This window comes from Mesorhizobium sp. 113-3-3 (genome assembly GCF_016756495.1).
GTDB lineage: Bacteria > Pseudomonadota > Alphaproteobacteria > Rhizobiales > Rhizobiaceae > Mesorhizobium.
Genome location: NZ_AP023243.1, coordinates 3,206,464 through 3,226,313, shown reverse-complemented (window position 1 = coordinate 3,226,313; position 19,850 = coordinate 3,206,464). Strand labels below are relative to the sequence as shown.

General features: G+C 64.3%; 20 protein-coding genes. 13 read left to right on the top strand and 7 right to left on the bottom strand.

Going from position 1 to position 19,850, the window contains the following annotated elements; translation table 11 throughout:
• Window positions 1-58 precede the first annotated feature (58 nt).
• The 3 genes from JG746_RS15780 to JG746_RS15770 all read right to left on the bottom strand — a co-directional run bounded on the left by JG746_RS15780 (window position 59) and on the right by JG746_RS15770 (window position 3,884).
• Window positions 59-1,186 (bottom strand): sugar ABC transporter substrate-binding protein, encoded by a 1,128-nt coding sequence (locus tag JG746_RS15780; RefSeq protein WP_019859208.1) that lies wholly within the window; start codon window positions 1,184-1,186, stop codon window positions 59-61.
• 306 nt (window positions 1,187-1,492) lie between these two features.
• Window positions 1,493-2,527 carry a LacI family DNA-binding transcriptional regulator gene (locus JG746_RS15775; protein ID WP_202358967.1) on the bottom strand — a complete coding sequence of 345 codons (1,035 nt, stop codon included), beginning with the start codon at window positions 2,525-2,527 and terminating at the stop codon, window positions 1,493-1,495.
• Between the two features lie 124 nt (window positions 2,528-2,651).
• Window positions 2,652-3,884: an MFS transporter gene (locus JG746_RS15770; RefSeq protein WP_202358966.1), complete on the bottom strand. Its 1,233-nt coding sequence runs from the start codon at window positions 3,882-3,884 to the stop codon at window positions 2,652-2,654.
• A 179-nt stretch (window positions 3,885-4,063) separates the two neighbouring features.
• Between JG746_RS15770 and JG746_RS15765 the strand changes: the two genes are divergently transcribed.
• Window positions 4,064-4,354 (top strand): DUF3175 domain-containing protein, encoded by a 291-nt coding sequence (locus JG746_RS15765; protein ID WP_202358965.1) that lies wholly within the window; start codon window positions 4,064-4,066, stop codon window positions 4,352-4,354.
• 7 nt (window positions 4,355-4,361) lie between these two features.
• Here JG746_RS15765 and JG746_RS15760 read toward each other — a convergent pair whose 3' ends face one another.
• Window positions 4,362-5,138 (bottom strand): FadR/GntR family transcriptional regulator, encoded by a 777-nt coding sequence (locus JG746_RS15760; protein WP_202358964.1) that lies wholly within the window; start codon window positions 5,136-5,138, stop codon window positions 4,362-4,364.
• Between the two features lie 103 nt (window positions 5,139-5,241).
• Complete coding sequence (locus tag JG746_RS15755) at window positions 5,242-6,138, bottom strand: NAD-dependent epimerase/dehydratase family protein (RefSeq protein WP_202358963.1); 897 nt, start codon at window positions 6,136-6,138, stop codon at window positions 5,242-5,244.
• Between the two features lie 118 nt (window positions 6,139-6,256).
• On the opposite strand from JG746_RS15755, the gene JG746_RS15750 reads away from it, so the two are divergent.
• Window positions 6,257-7,195, top strand: coding sequence for an NAD(P)-dependent oxidoreductase (locus tag JG746_RS15750; protein WP_202358962.1), 939 nt, complete (start codon window positions 6,257-6,259; stop codon window positions 7,193-7,195).
• 25 nt (window positions 7,196-7,220) lie between these two features.
• On the opposite strand, the gene JG746_RS15745 is transcribed toward JG746_RS15750, so the two are convergent.
• Both JG746_RS15745 and JG746_RS15740 read right to left on the bottom strand, forming a co-directional pair.
• Window positions 7,221-8,003, bottom strand: a complete 783-nt coding sequence (locus JG746_RS15745; RefSeq protein ID WP_202358961.1) for a FadR/GntR family transcriptional regulator — start codon at window positions 8,001-8,003, stop codon at window positions 7,221-7,223.
• A 181-nt stretch (window positions 8,004-8,184) separates the two neighbouring features.
• A complete protein-coding gene (locus tag JG746_RS15740) occupies window positions 8,185-9,174 on the bottom strand; it encodes a sugar-binding protein (RefSeq protein WP_202358960.1) in 990 nt (329 codons plus the stop codon).
• A 451-nt stretch (window positions 9,175-9,625) separates the two neighbouring features.
• On the opposite strand from JG746_RS15740, the gene JG746_RS15735 reads away from it, so the two are divergent.
• The 11 genes from JG746_RS15735 to JG746_RS15685 all read left to right on the top strand — a co-directional run bounded on the left by JG746_RS15735 (window position 9,626) and on the right by JG746_RS15685 (window position 19,829).
• On the top strand, window positions 9,626-10,369 hold the full coding sequence (locus tag JG746_RS15735; protein ID WP_202358959.1) for an ATP-binding cassette domain-containing protein: 744 nt from the start codon (window positions 9,626-9,628) through the stop codon (window positions 10,367-10,369).
• Window positions 10,370-10,424: 55 nt separating this feature from the next.
• Window positions 10,425-11,423: an ABC transporter permease gene (locus JG746_RS15730; protein WP_202358958.1), complete on the top strand. Its 999-nt coding sequence runs from the start codon at window positions 10,425-10,427 to the stop codon at window positions 11,421-11,423.
• Window positions 11,424-11,630: 207 nt separating this feature from the next.
• Complete coding sequence (locus tag JG746_RS15725; RefSeq protein ID WP_202358957.1) at window positions 11,631-12,458, top strand: AraC family transcriptional regulator; 828 nt, start codon at window positions 11,631-11,633, stop codon at window positions 12,456-12,458.
• Between the two features lie 107 nt (window positions 12,459-12,565).
• Window positions 12,566-13,009 (top strand): SRPBCC family protein, encoded by a 444-nt coding sequence (locus JG746_RS15720; RefSeq protein WP_202358956.1) that lies wholly within the window; start codon window positions 12,566-12,568, stop codon window positions 13,007-13,009.
• Window positions 13,010-13,035: 26 nt separating this feature from the next.
• On the top strand, window positions 13,036-13,830 hold the full coding sequence (locus JG746_RS15715) for an FAD binding domain-containing protein (protein WP_202358955.1): 795 nt from the start codon (window positions 13,036-13,038) through the stop codon (window positions 13,828-13,830).
• Window positions 13,831-13,891: 61 nt separating this feature from the next.
• Window positions 13,892-14,374, top strand: coding sequence for a (2Fe-2S)-binding protein (locus tag JG746_RS15710; RefSeq protein ID WP_202358954.1), 483 nt, complete (start codon window positions 13,892-13,894; stop codon window positions 14,372-14,374).
• A gap of 10 nt (window positions 14,375-14,384) precedes the next feature.
• The gene (locus tag JG746_RS37665) at window positions 14,385-15,752 is read left to right on the top strand and encodes a xanthine dehydrogenase family protein molybdopterin-binding subunit (RefSeq protein ID WP_202358953.1); all 1,368 of its coding nucleotides are present in this window, start codon (window positions 14,385-14,387) and stop codon (window positions 15,750-15,752) included.
• Between the two features lies 1 nt (window position 15,753).
• Window positions 15,754-16,758, top strand: a complete 1,005-nt coding sequence (locus tag JG746_RS37660; RefSeq protein WP_010910368.1) for a xanthine dehydrogenase family protein molybdopterin-binding subunit — start codon at window positions 15,754-15,756, stop codon at window positions 16,756-16,758.
• Window position 16,759: 1 nt separating this feature from the next.
• The gene (locus JG746_RS15695; RefSeq protein ID WP_202358952.1) at window positions 16,760-17,641 is read left to right on the top strand and encodes an AAA family ATPase; all 882 of its coding nucleotides are present in this window, start codon (window positions 16,760-16,762) and stop codon (window positions 17,639-17,641) included.
• Window positions 17,638-18,942, top strand: a complete 1,305-nt coding sequence (locus JG746_RS15690) for a vWA domain-containing protein (RefSeq protein ID WP_342216556.1) — start codon at window positions 17,638-17,640, stop codon at window positions 18,940-18,942. The genes JG746_RS15695 and JG746_RS15690 overlap by 4 nt, the downstream gene beginning before the upstream one ends.
• Window positions 18,942-19,829, top strand: a complete 888-nt coding sequence (locus JG746_RS15685; RefSeq protein ID WP_202358951.1) for an amidohydrolase family protein — start codon at window positions 18,942-18,944, stop codon at window positions 19,827-19,829. The genes JG746_RS15690 and JG746_RS15685 overlap by 1 nt, the downstream gene beginning before the upstream one ends.
• Window positions 19,830-19,850: the final 21 nt, after the last annotated feature.

Here is a 19,850-nt window from a genome sequence, read left to right as displayed (position 1 = left end):
TCACCAGCGTATCAAGTGACCGGCGCCGTGAGAGATCCCACGGCGCCGGGAGTGCAGCCTACTGGTCCGCCTTGGTCTGCCCCATGATTTCCTGCGCGGTGAAATTGATGCCGCAGGTCGGGAAGGAATTGCCGACGAAGAAATTGTCGGACTGGTCGGGGAAGAAATCCTGACCGGCCTTGAAGTTTGGATCCTCGACGATGGCGAGCGGCAGCTTGACCGATTGCGGCACGACATTGCCTTCAAGCGCCGCGATCGCCGTCTTGATGGCAACCGCCACCTGCGCCGGGCCGGTACCGGCTGACGAGCATTTCAACCCGTCGGCCGCATGGGCCGCGCAGAACTTGCGGAAACCGTTCTCGGTCTCGCCGCCGAACGGCACGAAGGGATGCTTGGCATCGATCATCGCCTGCACGATACCGGTGTCGCCGCCCTGTCCGGTGACACCGTCGAAGGGGCCGTTGGTGGCGATGGCGTCGGCCGAAGCCTTCTGCGCAACGCCGTCATCCCACTTGCCGACGACTTCGGTGACGGCCCATTTCTTGCCCGAGGCATCGAGAACCTCGTGGATGCCGTTGTGGCGGTCGGTGTCGACCGACGTCCCGGCAACGCCGCGCACCTCGAGCACCTTGCCGCCGTTCGGCACATGCGAGACCAGCCATTTGCCCCACAGTTCGCCAAGACCTTTCTGGTCGACATTGACGTTGATGGCGTCCTTGGTGTCGAGAATGTTGTCGAAGGCAACCAGCACGACGCCGGCTTCCTTGGCGCGCTTGATCACCGGCCCGAATGCGGTCGGGTTCTGCGCGTTGACGACGATCGCGTCATAACCGGAGTCGATGAAGTTGTTGATCGCCGAAATCTGCGCCGGCACATCTTCGCCGGTCGAGACGACCTTGAATTCCTTCAGCTTGGCGGCGACGTCCTTCTGCGCCGCATAGGCCTTCGCGGTCTGCACCATCTGGATGCGCCACGTATTGGCGATATAGCCGTTGGCGAGCGCGATGCGATACGGCCCGGCCTTCTTGGGGAACTTGAAGAATTGCGTGTCAGCGGCCCAGGGCGCGAAACAGTCGGGCTCGGCGGCCGGGCCTTTGACGATTTCGGGACCCGCGGCAATCGCCGACGAGCTCAGCATAACGAATGCACTGGCGGCAACGATGCCACCGACGAGTGACTTGATCATCGATAATCCTCCCGATTGCAGTTCTGATTTGTTGGTTCAGTTTCATGCAATTCCCGCGTTTCCGGCAGGCCCTCCCGCCTTGTCCAGTCACGCTTGCCAGGTGCCAACGACCTTCGCGCCCCCTCCCCTTGCCGTCCCCATCGACCGAAGAAAAACTATCATATTATACATAATAAACAAGCATGAGCTGTTGCTTATGTATAATAAACAAGTTCACTGCTTCGGAGGCGAGGCTCATTCTCGAAAATGGTAGCGCTACCATAGCGTTGTGTAAAGCGCCATTTGAGCGCGTTCTTAAAAGCGCGTTCAGCGGGCTGTGCTCTCGCGGCGCTTGAGCTCGAAGCCAAGATCGACGATCCGCTGCTGCGGCCGGTCGCCGGCGATCGCCGCCAGCGCCATGGCGACGGCGCGCCTGCCGATTTCGTAGCGGTAGGTGCGGATGCTGGTGATCGAGGGAAACGCCACCTGCATCATGTCGAGGTCGTTGAAACCGACAATGCCGATCGTCTTCGGCACGTCTATTGCGGCCCGATGGCACTCGAACAGCACGCCGAGCGCGATGTCGTCATTGTTGCAGAACACGCCGTCGAGCGTCGGCATCTTGGCCAGGGCGTCGCGGAACAATTCGCGGCCAAGCGGCACGCTGGACAGCAGCGGCGTCGTGGTGACCAGGCGCGGATCGAATAGGCCGGCTTTTTCCATGGCAGCGCGATAACCCGCCAGACGCCGCTGCGAGCGCGGGTCCATGCGCGCGCCGATGAAGCCGATGCGGCGATACCCCATCTCGATCAGGTGCTCGGTCGCCGTCCTGCCGCCGTCGAGATGCGAGAATCCGACCATCATGTCGACGGGATCGGGCCCGGTCTCCATCACCTGCACCACCGGGCAGCCGGCATTCTCCAGCAGTTTTCGCGAGGTTGGCGTCTGGTCGATGCCGGCCACGATCAGCGCTGCCGGCCGTTGCGAGCCGAACAGCTGCAAGAGCCGCTCCTCCTCGAGGCCGGAATAGTGCGTGTTGCCGAGCTGGATGCGGAACGGACTGTCCGACAGGCTGTCATAGATGCCGCGCACCACTTCGGCAAAGACGTTGTTGGTAAGCGACGGCACCAGCACGCCGAACACCTCGGCACGCGCCGAGGCCAGCGCCCGCGCATTGGGGTCCGGTACGTAGCCGAGCTCGTCGACGGCGGCCTGGATCTGGCGGCGCAATTCTTCCGAGACGCGCTCCGGCTCGCGCAAGGCGCGCGACACGGTGATGGCGCCGACGCCGGCCTTGCGCGCGACATCCGCTATGGTCGGGCGGCCGCCGCCCCGGCGCGAGCGCGGCTTGATCAAGGCCATCGCCCGCGCAGATGGCCGCCAAAGCGCGCCCGCAATACGATCATCGCCATTTCACCGGCCTGTTGCCGCAACCCTTGGCCGACTGGGGTCGCGCAGCCATTGCTCATTGTCAAGCCGGAGTGCCTCAGGCCGCCATGACGGCCCTGCCCCTTGCTGCCTTCCACATGAACAGCCCGATCGCCATTATGTTCAGCAAATTCCAGGCGATGCCATTGAGGAAGGCCACGGCGTAGGACCCGGTCAGATCGTAGATCCAGCCGGACATCCAGCCGCCGATCGCCATGCCGAAAATCGTCGCCATGATGACGATGCCGATCCGCTGGCCGGCCTCCTTGGCCGGCAGGTATTCGCGCACGATGATCGCATAGCAAGGCACGATGCCGCCTTGCGACAGGCCGAACACCAGCGACACGACATAGAGCGAGGCGAGCCCGTCGAACGGGATGTAGAACAGCAGCGACAGGCATTGCAGCACCGAGCCGATCAGCAGCGTCTTCACGCCGCCTATGCGATCGGCGAGAAAGCCGGAGGCAAGCCGGCTGACGACACCCGCCGCCATCATGATCGACAGCATGTCGGCGCCATGCGCCATGCCGTAGCCGAGATCCATGCAATAGGCGACGATATGCACCTGCGGCATCGACATCGCCACGCAGCAGCCGAGGCCGGCGACCACCAGCAGCCCCTGCAACGCCGCCGGCGACATGGGAATCGGCTGCACCGGCCGGCTTCCCGGCGAACCGGCGGCCGCGGCTTCCGGAGCCCCGCGCCGCAGCATCAGCACCAGCGGCACCATGGTGACCAGGCAGAAGATACCGATGGCCGCATAGGTGAACCGCCAGCCTTCCGCCTTGATCAGCGTCGGCATGATGGTCGGCCAGAGCGCGCCGGCGAGATAGTTGCCGGCAGCCGCCGCGGTGACGGCAACGCCGCGCCGGCGGTTGAACCAGTGGGAGATGTCGGCGATCAGCGGCCCGAAGATCACCGACGTGCCGACACCGATCAGCACCCCCTGAGCAAGGGTGAACTGCAGGATCGAGGTCGAAAGCGCGGCAAGCAGCAGGCCGGCCGAGAGCGCCACGGAAGAAATCAGCGCCGGAATCCAATAGCCCATGCGGTCGATGGCGCGGCCGACCAGCACGTTGCCGGCAGCAAAGCCCACCATGGTCGCGGTGTAGGGCATGGATGCCGCGGCGCGGTCGACGCCGAACTCCGCCTGCACGGCGGGCAGCACCACGACGACCGCCCACATGCCGACCGCGCCGATGGTCGCCAGCACCATCGAAATGGCCAGGCGCATCCAGGCGTAGGAGCTGTCGATGCCGGGGCTCGGCCGGCTCAAATCGGTTCGGGTCAAAGGCGTTTCCTGTCGACGGTCGCGAAAACCAACTGCAGTTTGCGCCACTATCGGCGCATTCTGAGCGCACAGCAGCGCCAGAGCGGGCAAATCCGTGGCTCCAGAGCGGACAGGAAGGCGGAACCGACGCCACTCTGTGGAGTTTCCCGACCATCAGACCCAGAAAAGGAGTGCCAGCCATGACCGCTGCCAGGCAAAAATGGTCGGCCGAGGTGACCGAGCATAGCGACGCCATGGATCTCGAGGATCACATCTTCGAATCCGACGATGCCAGGAAGATCGCCGCCTCGCTCAAGCGGTCGGCCGAACACAGCCATCGCCGCAAGGCCGAACCCTTTCAGTCCGCCATGTCGATGCTGAATTTCTACATCAACCGCGCCGGCAAGAACCTGCCCACCGCGCGCAGACAAGTGCTCGAGCGCGCCAAGGACGAACTGCGCGTGGCCTTCGGCCGCGAGAAGGAAGATTAACTCCGGCCTAGCGCGACTTGATCACGTGGTCGGTGTTGGCGAGCAGTTTTCGCACCGCGGCGCGCGCCGCGTCCGGCCGCTGCAGGCGGATGTTTTTCTCGATCGCCTCATGCAGCTTCTGCACGTGATTGAGATCGTCGACCGCCCGCGTGGTGAAAGTGAAGAGATGGTCGAACGCAGATTCGATCAGCACGCCGAGCGGCACCAGAAGGTCGTTGCCGGAAGCCCGCAGGATGGCGAGGTGAAAGCGTGTGTCCGCGCGCGTGCGTTCCTGCAGGCTGGCCGCTTCCCCCATATCGCGACAGGCCTGGCTGATCTCGGCCATCTGCTCGTCGGTCCGCCGCATGGCGGCGAAGGCGGTCGCTTCCGGCTCGATGATGTGGCGGAACTCCTGCACCGTCTTGAGGAACACCTCGCGGTCGGGCGACGTCGCGTACCAGGCGAGCACGTCGCGGTCGAGCAGGTTCCAGCGCTCCTTCGGCTCGACCCAGCTGCCGATCTTGGGGCGTGACGCCAACAGGCTCTTGGCCATCAGCATCTTGATCGCCTCGCGCACCGCCGAGCGGCTGACGCTGAAGGTCTCCGACCATTTGGCCTCATTGGGCAATATGGTGCCGGGTGGATAGTCGCCCCGCACGATCCTGAGCCCAATTTCGCTGGCCAGCGACGTGTGTACGCTGGCGCCGGGAATGCGCGCCGCGTCGGGCCGGCGAACACCGGAGGGGCGTTCGGCGGATGCCGGCTTTTTCGGCGGCTTTTCCTTGTTCGGCTTTGCGTCCCGCATAGACTTCAGAAAGGCCGGTTTGCGGAAGCTGTCAAGCACCGCCGGGCGGTTGGGCCGCAAAGCGCGCCGCTATGCACAGCCCAACCCCGTTTTGCCTGCTTGCTCAGGCGGTTTTGACATATTTGCGCCAGCTATGCTCCGGGCGGAAGCCCAGCATGTCGCGCGCCTTGCGGTTCGACAGCAGCGTCTCGTACTCGCCGAGCTCGGCCTTGACCGGCACATTGGGATAGAATCGCTTCAGGAGTTCGGCCGTTGGCAGGTCGGACGAGGTGTCGTCATTGGCGGCGTTGAACACCTGGTAGCCGAGACCGTCCTTCTCGATGGCGCGCAGCGTGATCTGGCCGAGATCGCGCGCGTCGACATAACTCCAGGCGATGCGCTTGCGGAAACCCGGATCGGCGAACCATTTCGGGAACAGCGAATACTCATGCGGCTCGATGACATTGCCGATGCGAAGCGCGTAGATGTCGGTGCCGTTGCGCTGCGCAAAGGCCCGCGCGGTGTTCTCGTTGACGATCTTGGAGAGCGCATAGCTGTCCATCGGGTCGACGTCATACGCCTCGTCGAGCGGGAAATATTTGGGGTCGCGCGGCTCGTTGGCGAACACCAGGCCGTAGGTCGTCTCCGAGGAGGCGACGATCACCTTGCGGATGCCGAGCTTCACCGCGGCCTCGATGACATTGTAGGTGCCCATCGCGTTGATGCGGAACACTTCATTGTCGGGCGTGATCATGATGCGCGGAATGGCGGCGAAATGCACCACCGCATCCACCGGCTGCGGGCGCAGCGAGGGGTCGAATTCGTGCAGGCCCATATAGCTCGACAGCGCGTTGAACACCTGCCCGCTGTCGGTAATGTCGGTGATCAGCGTGCGCACCTTGGGATTGTCGAGCGGCTTGGTGTCGATGTTGAGCACCTGGCAGCCCTGCTCGACAAGATATTGCACGACATGACGCCCAGCCTTGCCGCTGCCGCCGGTGAACATGATCCGCTTCGTCATTCTGGTCTCCACTACAGGCTCTGGAATAACCGTCTATTGTCAGACAATATTGCTTTCTGCAACCGCATATGGCTAAAACGCCAGTGCAATTATCGATAATCCGGGATAGGACCACGACATGAACACCACCACCGCGCGCGAAAAGATCGGCTTCATCGGCCTTGGCCTGATGGGGCACGGCATCGCCAAGAACATCGTCGACAAGGGCTATCCCCTGACATTCCTTGGCCGCAAGAACCGCAAACCCGCGGAGGACTTGACTAGCCGCGGCGCCAAGGAGGCGTCAACCTCGCGCGATGTCGCGGCAGCGTCCGACATCGTCTTCATCTGCGTCACCGGGTCGCGCGAAGTGGAAGCCATCATTCGCAGCGCCGGCGGCCTCAAGGAAGGCTTGAAAAAAGGCTCGGTCGTCGTCGATTGTTCGACCTCCGATCCGGTCTCGACCGTGGCGCTTGCGGCCGAACTCAAGTCGCTGGGCATCGACTATGTCGACGCGCCGCTGAGCCGCACGCCGAAGGAAGCCTGGGAAGGCACGCTCGACGCCATGGTCGGCGCCCCCGACGCCGTCTTTGCCAGGGTAAAGCCGGTGATCGAAACCTGGGCCGGCCGCATCGTCCATATCGGCGACACCGGCGACGGCCACCGCATGAAGCTGCTCAACAATTTCATCTCGCTGGGCTACGCCGCCATCTATTCCGAGGCGCTGGCCCTGGCGCAGAAGGTCGGCATCTCGCCGCCGCGCTTCGACAGCGTCATCCGCAACGGCCGCATGGATTGCGGCTTCTACCAGACCTTCATGCGCTGGACGCTGGAGGGCGACCGCGACGCCCACAAATTCACCATCGCCAACGCCTTCAAGGACCTGACCTATCTGGAATCGATGGCCGGTGCGGCCGGCATCGCCAACCCGCTCGGCAACGCCACCAAGAATTCCTTCGCCGGAGCCCATGCCACCGGCCCGGCCGAGCAGTTCGTGCCGATGCTGGCAACGCATATCGGCAAGGTCAACGGCGTCGACCTGATGCCGACCAAGGATGGCAAGAAGCAGACGATTTAACGAATTGCTCTGACGGCCGGACAGCTTAGCGCCGCCGGCTTCCGATCCCCTCATCGGTGTCGGCGAGCAGCTTGTGCACGGCGCTGCGCGCCGCCGCCGGCCGTTGCAGGCGGATGTTCTTCTCGATCGCCTCGTGCAGCTTCTGTGCCCGGTTCTGATCGCCGACCTGGCGTGTCGTGAAGACGAAGAGATGGTCGAGTGCGGACTCGATCAGCACGCCGAGCGGCACCAGAAGGTCGTTGCCCGAGGCCCGCAGGATGGCGAGGTGAAAGCGTGTGTCGGCGCGGATGCGTTCCGGCAGGTTCGCGGCCTCCCCCATCTCGCGGCAGGCCAGGCTGATCTCGGCCATCTGCTCATCGCTGCGCCGCATGGCGGCAAAGGCGGATGCTTCCGGTTCGATGATGTGGCGGAACTCCTGCACGGTGCGCAGGAAGGCTTCGCGGTCGGGTGCGGTCGCGTACCAGGCGAGCACGTCGCGGTCGAGCAGGTTCCAGCGCTCCTTCGGCTCGACCCAGCTGCCGATCTTGGGGCGTGATGCCAAAAGGCTCTTGGCCATCAGCATCTTGATCGCCTCGCGCACCGCCGAGCGGCTGACATTGAATGTCTCGGCCCATTTGGCCTCGTTGGGCAGGATGCTGCCGGGCGGATAGTCGCCGCGCACGATCCGCAGACCAATCTCGCTGGCTAGCGAGGCATGAACGCTGGATCCGGGAAAGTGCGCCGCATCCGCCCTGCGCACGACCGCTGGATCGCGGCTGGCTTGCGCCTTGGCCCGGCTGGATTGCTTCTTTGCCTTGTCCTGGGGCATCCACGTTCCAATAGGCAGCTGCCTGTCGCCCGGAGATGCTCCGAACCCTGTGGCGCGCCGATCCCGTCACCGAAAGATCCAAACCACGGACGCGTCAAAGCCGGAGCCTGTTGCCCCTTGCCACGGCGTCTCGCTCAGGATTTGACGGGGCGCCCGTTGCCGAGCGCCCCGGTTCGAAAGACTATTTCTGGATGCAGGTGTCGACCGTATCCTTGGTGCATTCGTCGAGGCCGGTGAAAACCGGATCGTCGACCTTCTTGCCCTCGATCAAGTCGATCATCACCGACGGCGCCTTGTAGCCCATTTCAAAGGGCCGCTGGCCGACCAGCGCAGTGACGAGGCCGTCGCGGGCGATCGCCACCTCGTCGCCGATCGTGTCGGCGGCACCGATGACGAAGTCGTTGCTAGCTATCCGGTCCTTGAGCGGCCCGAACAGATCGCGATAGGGCTGCGGCGCGCCGAACAGCGGCCAGCCGCCCATGATGCCGAAGGCGTCGAGCTTGGGGTTGGCGGCGAGGATGTCGGTCATCGCCTGAACGCCCTTGGCGCCGTCGTCATTGGTGAACACCGGGCAGCCGGCGACTTCCGTCCATCCGCCCTCGCCCGCAAGTGCCGCTAGGCCTTCCTTGCCCGACAGGGCGTCACGCATGCCTTGCGCGCGGCGCAGGATGTTGTCGGCCGCCGGGTTGCCTTCGATCGTGCAGATCGTGCCGCCATTCGGCTTGCCCTTCTTGATGTACTCGCCGATCTTCTTGCCCATCAGATAGTTGTCGGTGCCGAGATAGGTCTTGCGAAGGGCTGCGTCTTCCTTGGCAAGGTCGGCGTCGACGGTCATGATCGGGATCGACGGATTGGCGCTCTTGATCGTCTGCGCGATCAGCGGCGCGTTGGACGGCGAAATCGCCATCGCCACCGTGTCGGGCTTGCTCAGCATATCCTGGACGATCTGTGCCTCGCCGGCCTCGTCGGAAGTCGACGCCGGACCGGTGTAGAAGCATTCATATTCCGAGCTGGCGTTCTCCTTGTTCCATTTCTCGCAGCCCTGATGGATGGCTTCGAAGAATGGATTGTCGAGACCTTTCACCACGATGACGAGCTGCTTCTTGGCCAAAGCCGGCCCGGCGCCCAGCGCCATGGCGGCGACGGCGGCGAGCAATACTGTTTTCCTCATGTCAGTCCTCCCTTGGAAACAGACGGACACGGCGTGCCCGCCACACAAATCGGCCTGACTGCGAGATGGCAGAGCCAACGCTCATACCGCCAGGCAAGGCCGATAAGCATTTTCAGATGCGGCCGGACCGGCAGCGTGCCGGAACGGCCGATAACCTCCCACCGGTCTCGCCGCAAAAATGGCATGGAACCGGAAATCTTTCTCCGACCATCAACTAATAACGGCGCGGCGCCAACGTCAATTGCTATTTGTCCTACAAAACGGATTTTTCGGAACCGTATGTCACTATTCGTCTGACAAATACCCTATTTCTTGTCGATCCGACAATTGACGCCCGCGCGGGCATTCGCGTAAATGCCGGTCAACGTTGCTTCCGGGAGGAATGGGGAGCACGATGTAGGCGCTGCGACCTGGAACAGGCAGCAGCAAGGCATGGGGAGGCTATAGGCTGGTGGCAGTTCTCGAACTCACCAATATCTCGAAGCATTTCGGCGCCATCCAGGCGGTCAACGACGTGTCGCTGTCGATCGAACCCGGCCAGGTCGTCGGCCTGATGGGCGACAATGGCGCTGGGAAGTCGACGCTGGTCAAGATGATCGCCGGCAATTTCCACGCCAGCCATGGCACCATGCGCATGGACGGCAAGGAATTGGTCCTGAACAAGCCGGCGGAAGCCCGCCAGCACGGCATCGAGATCGTCCACCAGGATCTGGCGCTCTGCAACAATCTGACGGCCGCCGCCAATGTCTATCTCGGCCGCGAGCTGCGGCGCGGCGTCGGCCCATTCCGCATCCTCGACTATGCCGCCATGTACAAGCGCGCCGGCCAGCTCTTTGCCGAATTGAAATCCGAGACCCGCCCGCGCGATCTCGTCAAGCAGATGTCGGGCGGCCAGCGCCAGGCGGTGGCGATCGCCCGCACCATGCTGTCGCAGGCCAAGATCGTCTTGATGGACGAGCCGACGGCGGCGATCTCGGTCAGGCAGGTCGCCGAAGTGCTCAACCTGATCCGCCATCTGCGCGACCAAGGCATTGCCGTGGTGCTGATCAGCCACCGTATGCCCGACGTGTTCGACGTCGCCGACCGCGTCATCGTCATGCGGCGCGGACGCAAGGTCGCCGACAAGGCAATCGCATCGAGCTCGCCCGAGGAAGTCACCGGGCTCATCACCGGCGCCATCGAGCAGGTCTCGTAAGCGCGGCTAATTTCACCAGGCTGGCGCGTATCGCAGCCGGCAGGAAAGGTCGATAATGGCAGTCACCCTTGACCAGACGATCGCACAGAAGCAGCACAGTTTCCTGTCGCGGCTATTGTCCGCCCAGACCTTCTGGGTGGTCATCGCCGTCATCCTTGCCTGCATCTTCCTGTCGTTCGCCACCGACGCCTTCGCGACGTCGAAGAACCTCTACAACATCACCCGCAACATCACCTTCGTCGCCATCGTCGCGCTCGGCATGACCTTCGTCATCATCACCGGCGGCATCGACCTTTCGGTCGGCTCGGTTCTGTGCCTTTCGTCGATGGTGCTGGCCGTCACGATGCATGCCGGCTATTCGATCGAAATCGGCATCCTGGCCTCGATCGCCACAGCGCTTGCCATCGGCGCCTTCAACGGCATCCTGACCGCCTATCTCGGCTTTCCACCTTTCGTGGTGACGCTCGGCATGCTGTCGATTGCCCGCAGCCTGGCCATGGTCGCCTCCAACAACACCGTCGTCTTCCAGTTCGGGCCCGACCACGACAAGCTGCTGGCGCTCGGCGGCGGCGCCTGGGTGTTCGGCATCGCCAATCCGGTGCTCTACATGATCCTGCTGGCGTTGATCACCGGCTTCGTCCTGCGCTGGACCAAGTTCGGCCGGCACATCTTCGCCATTGGCGGCAACGAGCACGCAGCAACGCTGACCGGCGTCCCGGTGAAGCAGATCAAGGTCGCCGTCTACATGATATCGGCGCTGTCGGCGGGCATTGCCGGCATCATCCAGACCGGATGGCTCGGCGCCGTCACCACCAATCTCGGCACCGGCATGGAACTGCAGGTGATCGCCGCCACCGTCATCGGCGGCGCCAACCTGGCCGGCGGCGTCGGCACCGCCTTCGGCGCCATTGTCGGCGCGGCCCTGATCGAGGTGATCCGCAACAGCCTTGGCCTGCTCGGCATCAATGCCTTCTGGCAAGGCACCTTCATCGGCGGCGCCATCCTGCTTGCGGTGCTGTTCGACCGCATCCGCAATTTCCGGCGCAGCGACTGACGTTGAGGCGTCTTTCCTTCTCCCCTGGCGGGAGAAGGAAAGTGCCAGGCGTTATTCGTTTCACTCCTATCGCTCAGTCTGAAAATCAGCCGGAGCGAGCCGCCACCGATCCCCGCCAACAGCCTATGTCTTGACGGAAACCGGCAACCGGCAGCACAATCTCCGGGCAGGCGAAGGGAGGCCAGTCGTCTGCGGGAGGATATACCCATGACGGACGCGATCAGGCTCTACTGGGGCCGGTTCGGACATGTTTCTGTCTTGAATGTCGCAAGCGACTTCGTCACCCATGCCCATGTCGAGGCGCATCTCATCATCTGGCTCGAAGGCACCGCCGGCGAGATGACCATCGGCCGTGAAACGGTGCGGCTCGGACCATGCACCGCCGCCGGCATCAATTCCTTCCAGCCGCACAGCCATGTGCTGTCGCAAAACGGGACGCCCGGTCTGTTTCTCGCTTTCTACATCGACCCCGACTGGGCGCGCCGGCGCCGCGACCTGCCCTCTTCCGCACCGCTGTTTGCCCAGGCTGCGATTACGCTGGAGCCCTGGCTGCACCAGGCCGCCGCCAGCCTGCTCGACCATCTGACCGACAATGAAAGCGTCGACGATGTCCCCAATTACGAGATAGAGCGCTTTATCGATTCCGTCCTCGATGCCGCCGACGCCTCGGCGCCGCAGGAGGCGCGTGCGCGCATCAACACCATGCAGGATTTCCGCGTCCGCAAGGCCATCCAGCTGATGAAGGCCAATGTCTGCGAACGCATCTCCTTCGATGACGTGGCGCGCAGTGTGGGCTTGTCGCGGCCGCATTTCTTCGCCTTGTTCAAGGAACAGACCAATCTGACGCCCAATGTCTACTGGAACACGCTGCGCATGGAGGAAGCGGTGCGGCAGCTGCAGTGGTCGCAGGAGCCTCTGATCTCGGTCGCCTGCAATCTCGGCTTCACCACGCAAGGCAATTTCTCGCGCTTCTTCCGCGACCATGTCGGCGTGCCGCCGACACTCTATCGCGAGGCCGCGCGCGCAACCGCCTGAGCCCGCTTTTTCAGACTCCTTGATACGCGCGCAAGACGCATTGATAAGCGTCGCTCGAGCCACCGCCCTACCCTTGCCCGACTGTCGCATTCGCAAGGGAACGTCCTATGGCAAAAGTCACCATCTCCAGCGTCATCGACGCGCCGGTCGAAAAGGTCTGGGCGCGCATACGCGACTTCAACGGCCTGCCCGGCTGGCATCCGCGCATGGTCGAGAGCCATATCGAGGACGGCAAGGATGCCGGCACGCTCGGCTGCGTGCGCAATTTCGAGCTCGCCAGCGGCGCCCGCATCCGTGAAAAGCTGCTCGACTTCTCCGATGAGAATTTTCTCGTCAGCTACTCCATCCTGGAAACGCCGCAGCCGCTCACCAACCACAAGGCAACGCTGCAATTGCGCCGTGTCACCGATGGCGACCGCACTTATGCCGAATGGACCGCCAGCTTCGATGCAGCGCCCGAAGAAGCCGACAAGATCGCCGCCGGCATGGGGGCCAATGTCTTCCAGGGCGGCTTCAACGCCCTGAAGAGCCATTTTGCCGGCCAGAGCTGAATCAGGCTTTTAAACAGGAGCGTTCCATGGCGCTTGCCCTCCAGACATTCCCGACCGTGAAGGACGCCAATGCGGCGCTGCAGACGGCCGGCACCCGCTATCTCGGCGGCGGTACACTGGTCATCCGCGCGGCCAATGAAGGCGATGTTTCGGTCTCCGGCCTTGTCAGGTCGACCGACCCGGCGCTGTCGGCCATCGCGATTGCCGGGGGCAAGGTCCGCATCGGCGCTTCGGTGAGCATGGCGGCGATCGCCCGTCATCCCGACCTCGGTGCGCTTGCCAAGGCCGCGCGCGCCGTCGGCGGTCCGGCGATCCGCAACATGGCGACCGTCGGCGGCAATCTGTTCGCGCCGGCGCCCTATGGCGATTTCGCCGTGGCCTTGCTGGCGCTCGACGCCACGGTCGGCACCGAGGATGGCGAATTGCCGATCGAGATCTTCCTGGCCAAGCGGGACGGCAGCCGTGCCATCGTCACAGCAGTCAGCTTCACGCTGCCGAAGGACGATAGCTTCCGTTTCCTGAAAGTGTCGCGGGTCAAGCCCAAGGGCGTCTCGGTGCTGAGCATCGCTGCCGTTCTGGAGCGGGTTGCCGATGGCACCGTGTCTTCGGCGCGGATCGCGCTTGGCTGCATGGCCGACCGCCCCGTGCGGGCCAAGGCGGCGGAAAAGGCGCTGCTGGGCAAGTCGCTCGACCGGGACGGCATCGCGGCGGCATTGGCCGCCGTCACCGAAGGCATCGCGCCCATCACCGATCCGATCGCCAGCGCCTGGTACCGCGCTGAAGTCCTGCCGGTTCATCTCGGCCGGCTGCTGCTGAGCTGAAATCACCCGTTGGGGGGCGCGCGTCTGTCCGATCCGTCGGGCAGGCGCGCAAGGAGGAAATATGGCGAAGGTCCCGGTTCAATTCACGCTCAACGGCTCCGAGAAAGCCGAATTCATCGACAGCGGCACAACCCTGCTCAACGCCCTGCGCGACAAGATCGGCGACACCTCGCCGAAAGGCGGTTGCCACCAGGGCACGTGCGGCGCCTGCTCGGTCATCATCGACGGCGAACTCAGGCTGTCTTGCCTGACCTTGGCCGAGACCTGCAATCGCGCGGCCATCACCACGACATCCGGCCTCGCCGAAGGCGGCGTTCTCCATCCGCTGCAGCGCGCCTTCCTCGACACCTTCGCCACGCAATGCGGCTTCTGCACGCCGGGCATGATCATGGCCGCCAAGGTGCTGCTCGACCACACGCCCGATCCCAGCCGCGACGAGGTCGTCGAGGCGCTGTCGGGCAATATCTGCCGCTGCACGGGCTACGAGCCGATCATCCAGGCGGTGCTCACCGCGGCCCGCGCCAATTCGCAGAACGCGGCCTGAGGGAGCTACGATGGAACTGCGCAAGAATTACTTCGCCGATGTTCGCAAGGACGATCTGCACGAAATCGGCCAGCCCAGGCCGCGCTCGGATTCGCCCGGCCACGTCACCGGCAAGACCGCCTTTTTCGCCGACCGCAACTTTCCCGGCATGCTGCACCTGAAGATGGTGCGCAGCCCGCACCACCACGCCCGCATCCGCTCGATCGACACATCCCAGGCTGAAAAACATCCTGGTGTCGTCAAGGTGCTGACCGCCAAGGACGTACCGCACAATGTCTACACCATCCTGATCCTCATCCAGATCGGCCCCGAGGACGAGACGGTGCTGGCCGACGGCAAGGTGCGCTGGAAGGGGGAGGCGGTGGTGGCGGTGCTGGCCGAGACCGAGCGCGCCGCGCAGGAGGCCGCCGCCAAGGTCAAGGTCGACTATGAGGTTCTGCCGGCCGTCTTCGACATGGAGGAAGCGCTGAAGCCCGGCGCGCCGTTGGTCAACGAATATCACGGCCAGAATTACTATCTCTATGACAGCGGCGAGTGCCGCAAGGTACGCTTCGGCGATGTCGAGGCGGGCTTTGCCGGCGCCGATCACATCCTCGAACAAAGCTACCAGTCCTCGCCGATCGAGCATGCGCCGACCGAGACCACCGGCTGCGTGGTGGCGCCCGAAGGCAATGACCGCTTCACCTGCTACACCAACACGCAGGCGATGTTCTTCACCCTCGACAACACCTCGATCATCCTGCAGATGCCGGGCTCGAAGCTGCATTTCGTCGGCGGCACGGTCGGTGGCGGCTTTGGCGGCAAGGTCGACGTCATCGTCGAGCCGATCGCCATCCTTGGCGCCAAGCTAACAGGACGACCGGTCTGTTTTATCTACAGCCGCGAGGAGGAGATGCAGATCTCCTCGCCCCGCGCCGCCGAAAAGGTCATCATCAAGGACGGCGTCATGAAGGACGGCCGCATCGTCGCGCGCAAGGTCACCGGCTACACCGATGCCGGCGCCTATTCGCGCCACTCGCCCTATGGCGCGCAGAAGGGCGCCGGGCATTATCCCGGCCCCTACACCATCCCGAATGTCTGGATCGACACCTATTGCGTCTACACCAACCGCACGCCGTCCTCGGCCATGCGCGGCTTTGGCGTCACCATCGGCGACTTCGCGCTGGAGGTGCAGATGGACAAGCTGGCGCGGCTGATCGGCATGGACCCGCTCGAATTCCGCTTCATCAACGCCTATCGCGACGGCGACATGAAGGCGCATCGCCAGCCGACGGAAGGGGCAGCACTCATCGAATGCATGCAGGAAGCCTCGCGCGCCGCCAACTGGCCGGTGGCGGAGAAATTCATGGCGATGTCCTCCTACAGGAAGGGAGCCTGATATGGCGATCCGGCGTGGACGCGGCGTGGCCGCGATCAACTATCCCACCGGCATGAACCTCGGCGGCGACCCGACCCAGGCGCTGGTGCATTCGACGCCGACCGGCAATTTCATGGTGACGCTGTCATCCGTCGATCTCGGCCAGGGCATGAAGCAGATCATGGCGCAGATCTGCGCCGAGACCATCGGCGTGCCCACCGACCGCGTCGTCGTCGACACCGCCGACACCGATACCGGCCCGCACTGCATGGGCACCTTCGCCTCGCGCGGCACCCACCGCGCCGGCAACGCCGTCATCCAGGCCGCCCGGGAAGCCCGCCAGGTGATGCTGGAAGTGGCGGCCGAGGAATTGGAGGTCAACGCCTCCGATCTCGAGACCGACGGCCAGGGCAACATTCTGGTCAAGGGTGCGCCGCAAAAGTCGATCTCGATCTTCGATGTCGCTTTGTCGGCGCATTTCAAACGCGGCCGGTCGATATCGGGACGCGGCATGTTCCTGATCCCGCGCTCCTATCCGGAGAAGGAGACCGGCGCGATGAAGCCCTCGACCTGCTACGCGCACGCCTGCACCGTGGCCGAAGTCGAGGTCGATGACGAAACCGGCGAAGTCACCGTGCTGACGGTCAAGAACGTCTTCGAGATCGGCCGCGCGCTGAACCCGAAAATGGTCGAGCAGCAGCTGGTCGGCGGCTCCTGGATGGGCATCAGCCACGCGCTCTACGAAACCACCGAGCCCTACTACCCCAACCGCGACCATGGCGGCACCGACTTCAACCAATATCTGATGCCGGGCCCCGGCGATCTCGCGCAAACCGAGATCATCGTGCTGGAGCGTCCTTCGGCGGATGGTCCCTACGGCGCCAAGGGGCCGGGCGAAATGTGCGCCAACCCGCAGATCCCGGCGGTCGCCAACGCCGTCTTCGACGCCGTCGGCGTACGCATCGACACGCTGCCGATCACGCCGGAGCGCATCCTGCGCGCGCTCAAGGCGCAAGCGGCGAACTGACATGCCCGAGGTGAAAGCCGAGACTGTCGCGACCTCGCCGGAGGCGGTGGCGCAGCACCTCGCCGCCTCGCGCTATCTGGCCGACGACAGCCTGGCGACCGCCATCTTCCTGGCGATCCGGCTGGGCAAGCCGCTGCTGCTCGAAGGCGCGCCAGGCGTCGGCAAGACGGAAGCGGCGAAGGCGATCGCCGAACTGCTCGGCCGCGATCTGGTGCGGCTGCAATGCTATGAAGGTATCGACGCCGCGCACGCACTCTACGAATGGAATTATCAACGCCAGCTGCTCGCCATCCGCCATGCCGGCGAGCATGAGATCGACATCTATGACGACCGTTTTTTGATCGCCCGCCCGCTGCTGCAGGTGCTGAAGGCGCCGGAGCAACGCGTGCTGCTGGTCGATGAGATCGACCGTTCCGACCATGAATTCGAGGCGCTGCTGCTCGAATTCCTCTCCGATTTCCAGATCAGCATTCCCGAGCGCGGCACCATCCGTGCCGCCACTCAGCCGATCGTCATCCTGACCTCGAATCGCACCCGCGAACTTGCCGAAGCGCTGCGCCGCCGCTGCGTCTACCACTGGATCGGCTATCCCGACGCCGAGCGCGAGGCCGCCATCATCATGCTGCGCGCCGGCGATGTCGCCGAGGCCACCGCACGCGCCGTGGCGGCGGCCGTCCAGACCATCCGCGCCCGGCCGCTCGCCAAGCCGCCGGGCATCGCCGAAGCGGTCGAATGGGCCAATGCCGCCACCATTCTGGAAAAAGGCGGCAGCCCGTGGCCCGAAGCCTTCCGCCGCGCCATCGGCGTGCTGATCAAGGACGAGGAAGACCTCTCCTATATCGCGCCGGAGCTTGGTCGGATTGTCGAGGAGGCGCTGGCGTGAGCCGGGACCTCGACAACCCCTTCTCCCCGTTTACGGGGAGAAGGTGCCCCGAAGGGGCGGATGAGGGGCAGCGCCATGGTGGGCAGAAGGTGGCGCCGCCCCTCACCTGCCTGTCGGCATCAGGGGTCGAGCCGCCTGTCTCGACCCGTCCTTCGGACCCCCGTAAACGGGGCGAGGAGAAGCTCCCCCGCGCCGCCGCGCCCTTCCTTGGCTTTGCCCGCCGGCTGCGTCGCTACGGCTTCGCCGTCGCCCCCGAACAGGTCTCCGGCTTCATGCAGGCGGTCACACTGCTCGGCCCCCGCTCGATGTCTGACATCCGCGAGGCCGCCCTTGCCACGCTTGCACCGCCGCCCGACCGCCGCGACGAATTCGAGGCGCATTTCCAGAGCCATTTCTACGGCAACACCTCAGCCGTGATCGAAGGCGAAGCGGACGAGGAAACCCGCATCAAGGACGATGGCGGCGCCGACGACGAACGGATCGAAGCCGTGCACACCCAGGAAGGCGGCGAACTGTCGTCCGCCCTGGAACAGCTGAGCACACGCGATTTCCAGCGCGACGACGACAGGCTGGCCGCTTTCCGCCGCAAGCTCGCTTCGGCTCTTCCCGCCCGCCGCTCCTTCCGCACCGTGCGCACTCCTTCGCGCGGCAAGCTCGATCTGCGCCGCTCGCTGCGCGAAATCGTCAGCGCCGATGGCGATGTCCCCTCGCCGCTGCTGCGCCGCCGCCAGACCGTGCCGCGCAAGCTGCTGCTCTTGATCGACGTCTCCGGCTCGATGAAGCTGCACACGGCGGATTATCTCAAGCTGGCGCATGCCGCCGTGCAAGGCGCGGACCGTGCCGAGATCTTCACCTTCGGCACTCGGCTGACGCGCATTACCGCTGCCTTGCGCATCCGCGACCGCGATCAGGCGCTGGCCCGCGCGGCGGCCCAGGTCGACGACTGGGACGGCGGCACCCGCATGGGACCGACGCTGCTCGCTTTCCTCTCGGTGCCGCGCTTTTCGTCCTTCGCGCGTGGTGCGGCGGTGGTGATCCTCTCGGATGCGCTCGAGCGCGGCGATCATGCCGAGCTGGAGACCGCGATACGAAGGCTGAGTGCCCGCGCTTTCCGGCTGTCGCTGGCCACGCCCTTGGCCGGCGATCCGCGCTTTCGACCGGCCACGGCGGCGCTGCGCGCCATCCTGCCTGACCTCGACGACCTCATCGACGGCTCGTCGCTGACCAGCCTCACCGATTTCATCCTGTCGCTCGCCCGCCCTGCCCCTGCGGCATCGACAATCTGGAAAAGGGTATCGTGATGCAGAAAGCCATCGACGCGCATTTCCACATCTGGCGCCAGAAGGACCAGCCCTGGCTGGTCGGGCCGATGGTGCCGCGCATCTTCGGCCCCTACGAGCCGATCCGCCGCGACTATCCGATCGGCGAATTCCTCGAGGACCAGAAAGGATCAGGCGTCGAGAAGGCCGTCTATGTCCAGACCAACTGGGCGAAGGAGGATTTCGAGAAGGAAGTCGCCTTCCTGCAGAAGACCGCTGACGAGACCGGCTGGCCGCATGCCATCGTCGGCTATACCGATATGACGGTCGACGACATAAGGCCGCAGATCGACCGGCTGACAAAATATCCGCTGCTGCGCGGTGTGCGGATGCAACTGCACTGGCACGAGACTCCCGCCTTCCGCTTCGCCGCCTCGGCCGATCAGGTCATCGACCCCAGAGTGCGCGCCAACGTGGCGCGGCTGAAGGACTATGGCCTGTCCTTCGACCTGCAGCTCTTTCCCGCCCAGATGAAGGACGGGCTGACGCTGGTCGGCGAAAATCCCGGGATCAACTTCATTCTCACTCATGCCGGCATGCTGACCGGCTTGGATCAGGAAACCACCGAGGCCTGGAAGGCTGGCCTGCGCACGCTGTCCGCCGCGCCCAATCTCTATGCCAAGCTGTCGGGTCTCGGCACTTTCGCCCACCGCAACGACCCGGCGCTGATTGCGTATATCGTCGACAACGCAATCGATATTCTAGGGTCGGACCATCTGATGTTCGGCTCGAACTTCCCGATCGAGAAACTCTGGACCAACCACGCCGAACTGATCAAGGCGCACCGCGACGCGGTGGGCAGGCATGGTGCGGAAGCCGAGGCCGATATTTTCTGGAACACGGCGGAGAAGGTTTATCGGCCGGTGTAGCGCTCTCTTCCCTTCTCCCCT